Source organism: Streptomyces sp. NPDC041940 (assembly GCF_055589465.1).
Genome location: NZ_JBVJBP010000005.1, coordinates 156,493 through 170,065, shown reverse-complemented (window position 1 = coordinate 170,065; position 13,573 = coordinate 156,493). Strand labels below are relative to the sequence as shown.

Annotated in this window: 9 protein-coding genes and 1 pseudogene; 2 read left to right on the top strand and 8 right to left on the bottom strand. The window is 70.5% G+C overall.

What is annotated here, in order from left to right:
* Positions 1-106: 106 nt before the first annotated feature.
* The 5 genes from ACZ6I3_RS11745 to ACZ6I3_RS11725 form a co-directional block, all read right to left on the bottom strand.
* Positions 107-2,572, bottom strand: a complete 2,466-nt coding sequence (locus ACZ6I3_RS11745; RefSeq protein ID WP_469413836.1) for a CBM35 domain-containing protein — start codon at positions 2,570-2,572, stop codon at positions 107-109.
* 88 nt (positions 2,573-2,660) lie between these two features.
* Positions 2,661-3,485: a carbohydrate ABC transporter permease gene (locus ACZ6I3_RS11740; protein WP_469413835.1), complete on the bottom strand. Its 825-nt coding sequence runs from the start codon at positions 3,483-3,485 to the stop codon at positions 2,661-2,663.
* Positions 3,482-4,402 (bottom strand): carbohydrate ABC transporter permease, encoded by a 921-nt coding sequence (locus ACZ6I3_RS11735; protein WP_469413833.1) that lies wholly within the window; start codon positions 4,400-4,402, stop codon positions 3,482-3,484. Before ACZ6I3_RS11735 ends, ACZ6I3_RS11740 begins: the two co-directional genes overlap by 4 nt.
* 2 nt (positions 4,403-4,404) lie before the next feature.
* Positions 4,405-5,727 (bottom strand): ABC transporter substrate-binding protein, encoded by a 1,323-nt coding sequence (locus tag ACZ6I3_RS11730; protein WP_469413830.1) that lies wholly within the window; start codon positions 5,725-5,727, stop codon positions 4,405-4,407.
* Between the two features lie 73 nt (positions 5,728-5,800).
* Entirely contained in the window at positions 5,801-6,838 is a 1,038-nt protein-coding gene (locus ACZ6I3_RS11725; protein WP_469413829.1) for a LacI family DNA-binding transcriptional regulator, read from the bottom strand.
* 133 nt (positions 6,839-6,971) lie between these two features.
* Here ACZ6I3_RS11725 and ACZ6I3_RS11720 point away from each other — a divergent pair, with 133 nt between their 5' ends.
* Positions 6,972-9,077 carry an alpha-galactosidase gene (locus ACZ6I3_RS11720; RefSeq protein ID WP_469414080.1) on the top strand — a complete coding sequence of 702 codons (2,106 nt, stop codon included), beginning with the start codon at positions 6,972-6,974 and terminating at the stop codon, positions 9,075-9,077.
* A 25-nt stretch (positions 9,078-9,102) separates the two neighbouring features.
* Positions 9,103-9,327 (top strand): annotated as a pseudogene (locus ACZ6I3_RS11715) (helix-turn-helix domain-containing protein); the annotation flags it as partial.
* 78 nt (positions 9,328-9,405) lie between these two features.
* Here the strand turns inward: ACZ6I3_RS11715 and ACZ6I3_RS11710 are convergent.
* The 3 genes from ACZ6I3_RS11710 to ACZ6I3_RS11700 form a co-directional block, all read right to left on the bottom strand.
* A complete protein-coding gene (locus ACZ6I3_RS11710) occupies positions 9,406-10,539 on the bottom strand; it encodes an acyltransferase family protein (RefSeq protein WP_469413828.1) in 1,134 nt (377 codons plus the stop codon).
* Between the two features lie 216 nt (positions 10,540-10,755).
* On the bottom strand, positions 10,756-12,387 hold the full coding sequence (locus ACZ6I3_RS11705) for a cellulase family glycosylhydrolase (RefSeq protein WP_469413827.1): 1,632 nt from the start codon (positions 12,385-12,387) through the stop codon (positions 10,756-10,758).
* 50 nt (positions 12,388-12,437) lie between these two features.
* Positions 12,438-13,547, bottom strand: coding sequence for a GDSL-type esterase/lipase family protein (locus tag ACZ6I3_RS11700; RefSeq protein WP_469413826.1), 1,110 nt, complete (start codon positions 13,545-13,547; stop codon positions 12,438-12,440).
* Between the last annotated feature and the right edge of the window lie 26 nt (positions 13,548-13,573).

The window sequence follows — 13,573 nt, the reverse complement described above, 5'->3', positions numbered from 1 at the left end:
GCATGTAGAAGCATAGGGGATGGTGCCGGGTGAGGGAGTGTCAGGGAGGTGGGTTGCGGAGGAGAACATCTCACTCCTCCGCAACCGGCACCCGTCACCGCACGGCTCAGCCCACGACCCGGCCCAGCTCGATCCGGTCGATGTTCGGCGCCCAGGCGCTCGCGTTGCCGAACGTCACCTTGTTGGCACCCTTCTTCAGATCGACCGGGACGCCGACCGTCCAGTAGTCGTCGAAGCTCCAGGTGTTCTTGAAGGTGACCTTCACCGGTGCCGCGCTTCCGACCGTGATGTCCGCCGTACGGGACATGATGTCCGTGTTGTAGGCGTGGCCGTTGTCCCTGCGGTCGTTGTGCGCGTAGTGGACGACCAGCACATGGCGGCCGGACCGGGGCGCGTTCACCGTGAACTCGGCCGTGCTGGACGCGCTGTTGCCGAGCCATCCGATGTACGAACCGGCGGACGCGTGCCGGGAGTCGACGAGCTTGGCGCCGCCCGCGAGCGTGGCCGAGGCGCCCTCGTAGGAGAGGGTGCCGGCGGCCGAACCGTCGCCGGAGACGTCCAGGGAGCGCACGGCGGCGTGGCCGGACGCCATCGCGATCCGGTTGTTGCCCGCGACCAGGTAGAGCCGCAGCGGCCGTCCGGGCGTGGCCGTGACCGTCTCCCCGTGCAGCGCGAGCTTCACCGCCGCCGAGGCCCGCGGCGTCACCGTGTAGTAGCCGTCACGCGGGGCGTAGACGTCGAACACCGCCTTGTCGCCCGAGCGCAGCACCAGGGCGCCCGTGCCCACACCGGCCGAGGACGAGTAGTCGTACGACGGCCTGCCGCTGATGTCCGCCAGGGTGGCCTCGTACGACGCGGAGGCCGCGCCCGTCCGGGTGGTCAGGTCGATCCGGTCGAGGGTGACCTCGGCGTCGCCCTTGGACAGGACCAGCTGGTGTGTACCGGCCTTCAGCTGGACGCCGACATCCTTCTTGGCGCGGTACGTCCAGTTCTCGGTGGAGGGGTAGCCGACCGTCACCGGGTCGCCGCCGTCGACCGACAGCTTCTGCGTGGCGGGGCCGCCGGACTGGTTGCCGTACAGGATCGCCAGGTCGTACGTGCCGTCCTTCGGCACCTGCACCGTGAAAGCGACCTTGCTGCCGGGCTGGTTGAGGGAGCCGACGTCCTTGGTGCCGGAGGCCGCGTAGCCGTTGGCGTTCTGCACGGTGCCCTGCGTGTACACCTTGCCGTCGGTGATGGCCGCGTCCTCGGCCTCGTACGACGCCGACCACGGGACGGACGTGGCGGACGGGGTGCCGGAGCCGCCGGGGGTGAGGACGACCCGGTACGCCGACATCTTGTGCAGCCCGCGCAGCGGGACGGTCACCGAACCGTCGTCCGCCACCTTCACCTTGGTGCGCGCCAGGACCCGCGGAGCCGCGTGCTGCCCCTCGTAACCGGACCAGGCCGCCTCGGCGACCGTCGCGGTGACCGTACGGCCGAACACCGACCGCGGGACGTTGCGCACGACCACGTCCGAGTCGCCGGCGGAACCGCCGAGCAGCACCTGCGCCTGGCGGCGGGAGGCGTCGAGGGAGGCGAGGCCCTGGAGCGTGTCGATCGCGTTGGGCTGCGGGGGCGTCACCTTCACGGTGTTCCCGGTCATGCCCGCGTACCAGCGGAACAGCCACCAGCCGCCGTTGGGGATGTTGGAGCGCACCACATGGCCGCTGAGATTGCCGGCGGCGTCCCAGTAGGCCATGTTGGCGTACACCTTGTTGCGCTCGAACATGGACACCCACTGCACGAGCTGCCCGGGCACGGACAGGTCGCGGCGGTTGGCGTACTCATCGATGTTGATCTTCAGCGGGGCGACGCCCGCCTCGCGCTCCAGCTTGCGGTACTCGTCGTAGTGCGCCTGGAAGTCGCGCAGCGAACCGGAGCCGAGCTCGTGCCAGGTCATCACCTGGGGCAGCACGTTCTCCCGCTTGGCGAAGGCGAGGAAGTCCTTCAACAGGCGGGTGTGGTAAGCCGCTTCATTGGGTCCGGCGATCCGCGCGTCCGGGTCGATCGCGCGGATCCGCTGGTACACCGTCTTCCAGTCCTTGAAGAACCGGTCGCGGTTCTTCTCGTACTGGGCCTGGTCCTGGACGTCGAGCTTGTACCAGATCTGGTCGGGCTCGTTGAACGGGATGTAGACGAAGCGCTCGCTGTTCGGGTCGGCCGAGACCTCCTTGGCGATCTTGTCGACCTTGGGGAGGTAGTCGTCGATGCCGAGGTCCTCGTACGGCCACTTGGCGTAGATGTCCTGCATCATCACGTTGATCTCGCCGCCGCCGTTGCGGAAGAACGACTTGGAGACGGTGAGCGCGTCGCCGTTGGGGTGCTGGGCGCCGTCCTCCGGCTTCTGCGAGACGCTGGTGATCTTCAGAGGAGCCATCGCGGCGTCGCTGGGCACGCCGTCGTCGCTGAGCCCGTACAACGAGCCGTTGGCGCCCAGCATCACCGGGCCCTCGGAGGCGTTGAGGTCGACGCTGAGGCGTTGGGGGTCGGCCGCGGCGGCGGGAGGGGCCGCGGGGAGGGTGCCTGCCATGGCGGCTGCTCCAAGTAGTGCTGTCACTAGGGCGGTTCTGGTGCGGGATCTGGTGCGGGCGGGGGTGCTCACGCTGCTGGACCTCCAGTCACTTGACGGCTCCACTGGTGATTCCGGACACGATCTTTCGCTGGCCGACGAGGAACACGGCGACCATGGGCAGGCTCATCACCACGACGTACGCGAAGACGAGATGCCAGTTGTTGAGGTAGAGCTGGGCGCTGGCTACCTGGTAGAGGTTGAGCGGCAGGGTCGCCCTGTCTCCGCCGCCGAGGACGAAGAACGCGTAGAAGACGTCGCTCCAGGCGTAGAGCATGACCATGATCGTCGCGGTGGCGATCACCGGGCGGAGCAGCGGAAGCACGATCCGCCAGAAGATCCGTGACGGCGTCGCCCCGTCCATCCGGGCCGCCTCCTCCAGCTCCATGGGGATGGCGCGGATGAAGCCGGTCATGAAGAAGATCGACGTCGACAGGTACATGCCGGTATAGACGGCGATCATGCCGGGGCGGGTGTTGGCCAGCCCCAGCTGCCGCAGCTCCATCACGATGGTGATGACGGCGGGCGGCAGCAGCAGTCCGCTGATGCAGAGCGCGTACGCCGCCGAGACCAGCTTCGACTTGCGGCGGGCGAAGACCCAGGCGGCGCCCGCCCCCAGGATCAGCACCAGCACCACCGAAGGCACCACGACCAGCAGCGAGTTGAGGAAGCCGCGCAGCATCTCGCCCTCGCCGACGGCGTCCGCGTAGTTGCTCGCGGGCTGCCAGTGCCCGGGCAGGTCCAGGTTCGGCTCGATCGCCTCGGCCTGCGGCTTGGCCGAGGTGACGGCGACCAGCCACAGCGGCACACCGACGGCCAGGGCCGCGAGCAGGACGACGAGAGAAGGGCGGCCGTACCGCCACACCGCGGTCACGGCAGCTGCTCCCTTCGCCGGAGCCCCACGACCAGCGGAATCGCCACGGCGACCACCACCAGGAACAGGACGAGGCTCATCGCGGAGGCCTGGGCGTACAGGCCCTGGCCGAAGATCCGGAACATGTAGATGTTGAAGACCTCCGTGGAGGCCGCGGGGCCGCCGCCGGTCGTGGCCTGCACGATGTCGAAGGTGTTCATCGAACCGATCAGTGCCGTGGTGACGTTGAAGGTGACGGCCGGCGCGAGCATCGGCCAGCGCACCGACCAGAAGGTGCGCCAGGGCCCCGCTCCATCACACTTCGCGGCCTCCAGCATCTCGCCGGGAATGCCCTTGAGCCCGGCCAGATAGATCAGCATCGACAGGCCCATCCACTTCCAGCCGTGGATGAGGGTGACGATCACCAGCGTCCAGGTCGTCGAACCCAGCCACGGGATGTCCGTGCCCAGCAGGGAGTTGACGGCCCCGTCCTGGTCCAGCAGCGCCTGGAACACGTAACCGGTCGCGAGCGCCGAGATCAGCACCGGCAGGAAGAAGACGGCACGGAAGAACCGGTTGAACCGGCTGTCGTCCTCCAGCAGCAGCGCCAGCACCAGCCCGAAGCCGTTCTGGAAAAGCGCCGCCAGCAGCGCGTACACCAGGGTCGTACGGATCGCCCGCAGCAGCGAGCCGTCCTCGGCGATGGTCTCGAAGTTGTCCAGGCCGGTGAAGGCTATGTCCGCGTGGTACGAGGACCAATTGGTGAACGGGTAATAGAAGTTGAGCAGGTTCGGCACCAGGAAGAAGCCCGCGAAGACGACGATCGCGGGCAGCGCGAACCACCAGGGGTGGTGCACGGCCGCGCGTGGCAGCCGCCCCACCTTCTTCGGCGCGCCCCTGACCGGCGCGGGCTTGGTACGTACGACCGTGTCCGCCATGGTCAGAACCCGGGGGCGCCCTGGGCCTTGGCCACCTGCGCGAACTGGTCCTGGATCGCCTGCGCGACCTGCTGGGGGCTCTTCTTGCCGAAGATCATGTCGGCCAGGTAGAGGTGGGTGTCCGGGGCGACGATCGCCTTGGCCTGGAAGACGCCGATGGCCTTCGGCAGGGCGGCCACCTGGGCCTTGGACGTCCCGGGTAGTCCGCCGGGGGTGGGCACGTCCGGCTGCACGGACGGGATCTTCATCGTCTTGATGTAGTCCGGGTAGTTGGGCCCGAGCCAGAAGGCGAGGAACTGCCGGGCCGCGTTCTGCCGCTTGTCGTCACCGGTCTTGAATGCGACGACGCCGTTGGTCTGGTCGGGGGAGTACAGGCCGGTGGCCGAGGAGTTGGCGACCGGGAACCAGCCGATCTTCTCGTCGATCTCGGCGGTGGAGTACTTGGCCTGCAGCTGGCTCTGGAAGGACGTGACGTTGAGGACCATGCCGGCCTCGCCCTTCCACAGCGCGTCGGCCTGCCCGGTGAACGTGCCCGTCCGGTAGTTCTTCTGGGCGAGCCCGGCGTCGAGCAGCTTCTCCTTGTACTTCTTGATCGCGCCGACGACGACCGGGTCGGTCCACTTCTTCTTGCCCGTGTTGAGATCGGCCCACCACTGCTGGTCGAGGTCGGTGAGCTGGACCTGCATCTGCCACTGGAGTGGCCACTTGTCGCCGCCGGCCTCGTAGAAGCCTGCCGCGTCGGACTTGTCGACGACCTCGCGGCCGAGGGCGAGCAGCTCGTCGTAGGACTGGGGGAAGTCCTTCTCGGCGATGCCCGCCTGCTTGAAGACGTCCTTGTTGTAGTAGACGCCGAGCATGGCGGGGCTGGTGACGATCGCCGCGTACCGCTTGCCGTCGATCATGCCGAGCGACTTCTCGGTCCCGCCGAGCTTCGCCTCCCACGGCTCCCCGTCCAGGGTCAGGAGGTTCTGCTTCGGCTGGACGAACGGCAGGGTGGAGATGGACGGCTGCCAGAACATCAGGTCGGGGCGGTCGCCGGACGCCAGCTTCGTCGGCACGTTCTGCTCGTAGAGGTCCGGGATCGCCTGGGTGTCGACCTTGGCGCCGGTGGCCTTCTCGAAGGCGTCGATGACCTGCTTGGGCGCGTTGACCGTGTTCTGCGCGGTCCACATGGTCAGCTTCACGCCGTCGAGGCGGGCGGTGGGGTCGACCTCCGTCTTCTTCCCGCTCGAACCGGAGTCCCCGGCGGTCGGGTCACTGCACCCGGTGGCGGCCAGACCGGCGGCGCATATCAGCGCCAGGGCGGGGAGAGCTCTTCTCTTCATCTCGTGCCTTTCCGGAGCAGGTGGTTCAGGTTCAGGTGGCGGGACTCACAACTGCTGTGCGGACGAGCGGCGTTCAGCGACCGGCGGGCGGTGGCCCCGAGCTCTCCCGCACCACCAGTTCGGGCACGGACACGGGATGCGGGGCGACCTGCGCCGACTCCTCCAGCACCCCGTGCAGCAGGGCGAACGCGGACCGCCCGAGGCCGGTGAAGTCCAGGCGTACGGTCGTCAGGGACGGTGTGAGGAAGGCGGAGTGCGGGGCGTCGTCGAAACCGGCCACGCTGACCTCGCCCGGCACCGACCGGCCTGCCTCGTGCAGGGCGCGGAGCACGCCGAGCGCGAGATCGTCGTTGCCGCACAGGATCGCGGTGGCGGACGGGTCGCCGGCCAGCTTCAGCCCTGCCGCGTGACCGCCCGCGGGTCCCCAATTGCCCTGTACGGGGCGGGGCTCCGGGGCGCCGGCCTCCTTCAGTGCCTGCCGCCAGCCGCTGGTGCGGGCGCTGGTGCGGCGGGTGCTGGACGGGATGGCGACGTAGTGCACGGTCTCGTGGCCGAGGGAGAGCAGATGCCGGGTCGCCTGGTAGGCGGCCTCGCGGTCGTCGGTCCAGACCCAGGGGCGGTCGCCGCCGGGCGGGCTCGCCGGGGTCTCGACGACGCCGACGACGGGCAGCGTCGCGGGCACGGCTGCCAGCGCCCGGACACCGGCCGGATCGTAGGCGATCACGACGATCCCGCCGCCCGCGTCCGCCGCGCGCTGCACCTCCGCGCCGACGGCCGCGTCGTCGGCGGACTCCAGGACCCCGATCCCGACCGCGTACGACGCCGCGCGGGCGGCCTCCTCGATGCCCTGGAGGATCGAGGCGTAGCCGTAGTGGGTGGTGTTCGCGGTGAGCACGGTCACGGTGCGGGTGCGGCCGCTGGCCAGGGCGAGGGCGGTCGCGTTGCGGCGGAAGCCCAGTTCGTCGATGGCGGCGAGCACCCGCTCCCGGGTGGACGGCCGGACGCTGGGATGGCCGTTGATCACCCGCGAGACCGTCTGGTAGGAGACCCCCGCCGCGGTCGCGACGTCCCTGATGCTCGCTGGGCGCCTTGTGTGACCGGTCACATTCATGCGAGGATTGTGACCGGTCACACTTGGGTCGTCAAGAGACCGTAACGAGGGATTCACGCGGACCGCCGCTTCCGGAGAACCGGGCGGGGTCAGGAGGGGGAGCACCTTGACCGGCACGGCGGAAGCGGCGCACATGGCCTCCAACCAGCGGCAGGACGAGTTCACTTGGGGGCATGAGGCCCTTCGGGCGCGGTTCGCCGTGGCCGCCGACGGGACGCTGCGGCTGGCCGGGCTGGCCGGGCCCGAGGAGGAGCCCCCCGCCGCCCCTGACTCGGCGCTCCCGCTCGTGGAGCTCACCGCCCTCGGCCACGGCAGCGGCTGGTCCGGTCCCCGTTTCACGGGCACGGCCTTCGGCGCACGGCTCGCCTACCGGGCCCACCGCACGGGCAGACGCGACGGCTGGGACTGGCTGACCGTCGAACTCCACGACCCGGGCACCGGCCTGACGGCGTTCGCCGAGCTGACGTCACCCACCGGCCTGCCCGTCCTGCGCTCCCGCGTCCGGCTCCGCAACGAGGGCCGGGAGCCCCTGGTCGTCCAGTCCGTCAGCAGCCTGCTGCTCGGCGGACTGCCCTCACCGGACGCCCTCGACGTCCACCGGGCCCGCAACGACTGGCTCGCCGAGTGTCGTTGGTACGCCGAGCCGCTGCGCGCCGCCGTCGCCGACATCAACATGGACGTCCACGAGCACGACAGCCGGGCCGCCCTCGCCCTCACCGGGCGCGGCAGCTGGCCCACCGACGGCCATCTGGCCATGGGGGCGCTGACCGAGCGGGACGGCGGCCGGGCCTGGGTGTGGCAGGTGGAGTCCCCGGCCGGCTGGCGCTGGGACGTCGGCCAGCGCGCACACGGCACGTACCTCGCGCTGAACGGCCCCACGGACGCGGAACACCAGTGGCGGGTGCGGCTCGCCCCCGGTGAGGAGTTCACCACCGTGCCCGGGGTCCTCGCACTCGGCTCCGACCTCGACGCCGCGATGGGTGCCCTGACCTCCTACCGCCGGGCGATCCGCCGCCCCCACCCGGACCACACCGCCCTCCCCGTCGTCTTCAACGACTACATGAACACCCTCATGGGCGACCCGACCACGGCCAGACTGCTGCCGCTGATCGACGCCGCCGCGGACGCCGGCGCGGAGTACTTCTGCATCGACTCGGGCTGGTACGACGACGACACCCGCGGCTGGTGGGACAGCGTCGGCGCCTGGCAGCCCTCGCCGCGCCGCTTCCCCGACGGCGGCATCCGGGCGGTCCTGGACCGGATCCGGGAGCGGGGCATGGTGCCCGGGCTGTGGCTGGAGCCGGAGGTCGTCGGCGTGCGCAGCCCCGTCGCGTCCGAACTCCCCGCTGAGGCGTTCTTCCAGCGCGACGGGGTGCGCCTGACCGAACAGGGCCGCCACCAGCTCGACCTGCGGCATCCGGCCGCCCGCGCCCACCTCGACAAGACGGTCGACCGGATCGTCGGCGACTGGGGCGTGGGCTATCTCAAGCTGGACTACAACATCGTGGTCGACCCCGGCACCCAGGCCCCGGGCGACCTCGCACCGGGAGCGGGGCTGCTCGGCCACGCCCACGCCTATCTGGACTGGCTCTCCGGCGTACTGGACCGGCACCCCGGCCTCGTCGTCGAGAACTGCGCCTCGGGCGGCATGCGCATGGACGGGGCCACCCTGGCCGTCGCCCAGCTCCAGTCCACCAGCGACCAGCAGGACCCGCTGCGTTACGCACCCATCGCCGCCGCCGCACCCACCGCGGTCCCGCCCGAGCAGGGCGCCGTCTGGGCCTACCCGCAGCCGGCGTTCGACGACGACCTGATCTCCTGGACCCTGGGCGGGGCCCTGCTCGGCCGCATCCACCTCTCCGGCCATCTGAACCACATGTCGGAGCATCAACTGGCCCTCGTACGGGACGCGGTCACGGTCTACAAGTCGATCCGCGGTGACCTCGCACGGGCCCTGCCCTTCTGGCCGCTCGGCCTGCCCGGCTGGACGGACGAGTGGCTGGCCCTGGGCCTCGGACTCCCCGACGACCGCACGGCCTACATCTCGCTCTGGCGCCGCGGCGGACCGTCCGAACTCCACGTCCCCCTCCAGCACCTGGCGGACCGCACCGTCCGCGTGGACGTCCTGCACCCGTCCTCCCCGGAGGCGGGCCGGGTCACCTGGGACGGGGCCGGACTGACGGTGTCGGTGCCGCGCACGCCCGGTGTGCTGCTGGTTCGGCTCACCTGGGACGGCTAGGTCGTAAAAGGCTCCTTGAGTCGGGATGCACGCAGTCTCGCCAGGCACACCACGACCTGGCACGGAATCTTGCGGTTCGGCAAGATGGCACACCCTCGCCGATCTCGCGGTGACGACCGGCGTCTCGGAGAGCACGCTGTCCCGGCTGGAGAGCGGGCAGCGCCGGCCGAGACTGGAACTGCTGCTGCCGCTGGCCCGTACCCATGACGTCCCGTTGGACGACCTCGTCGGTGCTCCGCGCACCGGTGACCGGGAGGGCGTGTCTGCGCACGTACGCACCGACGCGCATCGATAGCGGACCCCGTCGTTCCAGGCGGGGCGCCGAACGTCACTCGCGTACGGCGTTGCGTTCCCGGGCCTGATCGTGGGCGTCCCGGCGGAACGCCCACGCCATCTCGGGCTCCATCACCCAGCGGAACAGCCGCCGTACCGGCGGGGTGCACAGCGCGGTCACGACGACGGCCGCGACGGCCGTGACGACGAGTTCGCCCAACGGCCGGTGGATCCACGCCGGCTCGTACCAGCCCCAGAACTTGGACCCCTGGGCGACGAAACCGTGCAGCAGATAGCCGTACAGCGTGCCCGCGCCCAGCACCGTGAACCATGCCCGGCGCCCGGGCACCCAGGAGAGGAAGCAGGCCACCAGGACCAGCGAGCAGCCGAAGATCACCAGGGTCATGAGGGGCCCGGACCAGGAGGGCGCGGCCAGCTCCTCCGCGCTGTCGCGGTGGTAGAACCAGGCGCCGGTCATGCGCGGCACCGCCCAGTAGGCCACGGCGAGGGCGGCGGCGAAGACCGGCACGGCGAGGATGCGCACCTTGCGGCGGCGCACCAGCCGGAAGTGCTCCGGCTTCAGACACAGGCCGAGGACGAAGTACGGCAGGAACTGCAGGGTGCGCTGCAGGTCGAGGTCGTTGCCGACGTTCGGCGAGAGCGTCGCCAGCATCGCGATGACCAGGGCGGCCGGCAGCGGCCACCGCACATGCCGCCACACCGGCGTGGTCAGCCGCCAGATGAACAGCGCCGCCAGGAACCAGGTCAAGTAGAGCGGGTCCAGCAGGCTGATCGGCCGGTCGGGCTCCTGGTCGGTCCACCGGGTGAACAGGGTGTACGCCGTCTCGAAGACGACGTACGGAACCGCGAGTCCGGTGATCAGACGCCTGATGCGCCCAGGGCCGGCGTCGAAGGTGCGCGAGAAATAGCCGGAGATGATGATGAACGCCGGCATGTGGAAGGCGTACACCACCATGTACAGCGCGCTCGCCGCCCGGCTGCCGTCCCGCAACGGCTCCCAGGAGTGCCCCATCGCCACCAGCACGATCGCCAGGTACTTCGCGTTGTCGAAGAAGGCGTCGCGCTGCCCGGACCGCTGCGCGGGGGCGGCGGCTTCGGAGGTGTCCTTCCGCCCCCGCCCGCCGGGGGCCGGCGGGACGGCGCGCATGCGCAGGGTGTCCTCGCTCATCACGCCCCCCGCGCTCGGTGGGGGAGACCGGGGCGGGTGCGGGCGCGTCTTGCCGGAGTTACGGCAGTGGGGTGCCGGTGAGACATCCCCGCCGCCTCACCGCTGCGGGGCCGGGTAAACCGCTTTCCGGTGCGATGTCGTATGGATCACAGCCACGGCGACGGTACCGCCGCGCCGGGCGCGGGGAGGCGCGCCGGCACCGTCGCACGCGGCGCGTCAGCTCACCGAGCAGGCCCCGCCGTTCAGCGTGAATGCCGTGGGACTGGGGTTCGCGGTCGACCGGGTGGCCGTGAAGCCGAGGGTGACCGAGCCCGCCGCGGGGATCGTCGCGGTGTACGAGGCCGCCGCGACGCTGACCTCGGAGCCGCTCTGCGTCGCCGTGCCGCCCCAGAGGTTGGTGACGCGCTGACTGTCGGGGAAGGTCCAGCGCAGCGTCCAGCCGTTGACCGGCGACGTGCCGGTGTTGCGCAGGATGATCTCGCCCTGGAAGCCGCCGGGCCAGCTGCTCGTCACCCGGTAGCCGACGCCGCAGGCCGACGGTGAGCCGCCGGGGGAGGTCGTGACCGTCACCGTGGCAGAGCGGGGCGATCTGTTGCCGGCGGCGTCACGGGCGTAGACGGCGAAGGTGTGGGAGGTGGCTGGGGCGAGGCCGGTGACGGTGGCGGAGGTGCCCGTCGTGGTGGTGGCGGTGGTCTCGGTCGCGCCGCTGACCCGGACGACGTCATAGCCCGTGACTCCGGTGGCGTCCGTGGCGGCTGCCCAGGCCAGCTTCACGGACGACGAGGTCACCTCCGAGGCGGCCGGTGTGCCGGGAGCGGTCGGGGGAGTGGTGTCACCGCCGCCCGAGGAGTAGACGGCGGCTTCCTTCGAGGTCGCGGCGATGCCGTTGGCGCCGTTGAAGACGCGCTGGCCCCAGGAACTGAGCCGGGTGCGGTCGAAGCCGATCGCCAGGTCGAGGATCGGGTCGGTGTTGCCGCTCCAGGACCAGGCCAGATAGCCGAGCCGCAGCTGTTGGGCCACGGCCATCATGGTGTCCTCGTCAGGGTCGCCGTACTGGTCGGCCGGTCCGCCGAACTCGCCGATGAGGATGGGCAGTTTGGCGTTGACGAAGGCGTTCAGATAGTCGGTGATCTCCTGGGCGGTGTCGTAGACGCTGTACATGTGGATCGAGAAGATCAGGTTGCCGGTGGGGTCGGCGTTGTAGACGGACTTGGCGTTGGCGCGCATCACGCCTTGCCAGTCCTGGCCCCAGTTGGGCGCGTCCACCATGATCGTGTGCGTGAATCCGGCGTTGCGCAGCTTCTTGACGGCGGCGATGGTGGGATCGGTCCACCCTGCCGGATCGGTGTTGCCCCAGGGCTCGTTGCCGATGTTGATGATGACGTAGTCCTCTTGACCGGCGAGCACCTCTTTCAGGCCGACCCAGTAGTCGGCCGCGTGGTCGAGGGTCCCCGCCGCGGACTCCTCTCCGTAGCCGGTGGTGTCGTGCACCTCCAGCACGCAGATGAGCCGGCTGGCCTTGCACCGGGCGATGACACCCGCCACGTCCTGCGCGCTGTTCTTGGTCCAGCGGTGGCCGTCGGAGAGGACGACACGGACGGTGTTGGCGCCCAGCGACTTGACGTCGGCCAGCGACTGCGTCTGCCCCGGGTACCAGGTGTGGGCGTGGTTGACGCCGCGCATCACGAAGTCGTTCCCGGAGGCTTCCACCAGGCGGCCGTTCTCGATGCGGAAGCCGGTGGCGGCGGCCTGTGCCGGTGTGCTGAAGGAGAGTAAGGAGAGCAGGAGTCCCAGGAGGGCGGCGGCCACTCCGGCCACTCGCGGAACGGATGCGGTACGAGATCTCATAGCGGCTCCAGAGAAGAGGAGTTGACGGAGAGTCGGGCCCGCGCCGGGTGTCAGGCGGCCGGGGTCTTCGCCGTGCACGTGACGGTCGCCGCCGGGGTCCCGGCCGTTGCCGGGGCGGTGGCGACGAAGCCGAACGTGGCGCTCGCGCCGGGGGCCAGCGCGCCGTTCCACGCCGCGTTCGTGACGGTGGCCGTGCCGTCGGCGGCCGTCGTGTGGGTGCCGTTCCAGACCTGGGTGAGACGCGCGCCGCCCGCCGGTACGACGGTCGCGGTCCAGCCCGAGGCGGCGGAGGCGGACGTGTTCGTCACCGTCACCTCGCCCTGGTAGCCGCCCTGCCAGGAGGAGACGGCCCGGAAGCGTGCGGTGCAGGCCCCGGGTTCCTCGCCCGGGTCACCGGGGTCGCCCGGGTCCTGCGGGACGCCCGCGTCGAGGACGGCCGCCAGGGCCGGGTACCAGCGGGCGGCGATCTTGTCGTCGCCGGAGGCGTTGGGGTGCACCCCGTCATAGGTGTCGGCGGCCGTGCTGAAGCCCGTCCACTGGTCGACCACGGTGACCGGGGAACGCTCGGTGCCGGTCGCCCGGGCCCAGGCGGGAATCGCCGTGTTGAAGTCGACGACGCGCTGCGCGCAGGCCGCGCAGTTGCCCGGGTTCATCGGGATGAGCTGCGCGACGAGGATCCGCATGTCCGGATCGGAGGCCCGCATCTGCGTCACGAGCTTGGTGTAGGCGGCGAGGACGCGGTCGGGGGCGATGCCGCTCCACACGTCGTTCGTGCCGAAGTGCATGACAACGATGTCCGGTCGGGTGGCGGCAAGCCGCCCCGGCAGCAGGTTCTGGTCGGCGACGTTCGTCACCAACTCACCGCCGTGGCCCTCGTTGTCGCCGTCGTGCGCCTGTCCGCAGCCCTGCGTGGGGAGGGTGCCGACGAAGTCGATGTCCTTGTATCCGCTGTTCACGAGCCGGTTCCACAACACCGCCCGCCAGCAGCCCGGTGAGCCGGTGATCGAGTCGCCGAGCGGCATGACGCGGACGGGATCCGCGGCTTGGGCGGCCGTCGCGCGGGGTGCGACGGTCAGGCCGAGGGGGAGGAGCAGGGTGGCCAGGAGGCCGAGAACCGTGACGATCCGTAAGTGCGGGGACGAGCGGCGGGTGCTGCGCATGGTGGTCCCTTCCCTGGATGAGGTGG

Excerpts from the sequence above, each read along its gene's own strand:
- ACZ6I3_RS11730 (WP_469413830.1), bottom strand. The coding sequence starts at position 5,727 with ATGAAGAGAAGAGCTCTCCCCGCCCTGGCGCTGATATGCGCCGCCGGT.
- ACZ6I3_RS11725 (WP_469413829.1), bottom strand. The coding sequence starts at position 6,838 with ATGAATGTGACCGGTCACACAAGGCGCCCAGCGAGCATCAGGGACGTC.
- ACZ6I3_RS11735 (WP_469413833.1), bottom strand. The coding sequence starts at position 4,402 with ATGGCGGACACGGTCGTACGTACCAAGCCCGCGCCGGTCAGGGGCGCG.
- ACZ6I3_RS11700 (WP_469413826.1), bottom strand. The coding sequence starts at position 13,547 with ATGCGCAGCACCCGCCGCTCGTCCCCGCACTTACGGATCGTCACGGTT.
- ACZ6I3_RS11745 (WP_469413836.1), bottom strand. The coding sequence starts at position 2,572 with ATGGCAGGCACCCTCCCCGCGGCCCCTCCCGCCGCCGCGGCCGACCCC.
- ACZ6I3_RS11705 (WP_469413827.1), bottom strand. The coding sequence starts at position 12,387 with ATGAGATCTCGTACCGCATCCGTTCCGCGAGTGGCCGGAGTGGCCGCC.
- ACZ6I3_RS11720 (WP_469414080.1), top strand. The coding sequence starts at position 6,972 with ATGGCCTCCAACCAGCGGCAGGACGAGTTCACTTGGGGGCATGAGGCC.
- ACZ6I3_RS11710 (WP_469413828.1), bottom strand. The coding sequence starts at position 10,539 with ATGAGCGAGGACACCCTGCGCATGCGCGCCGTCCCGCCGGCCCCCGGC.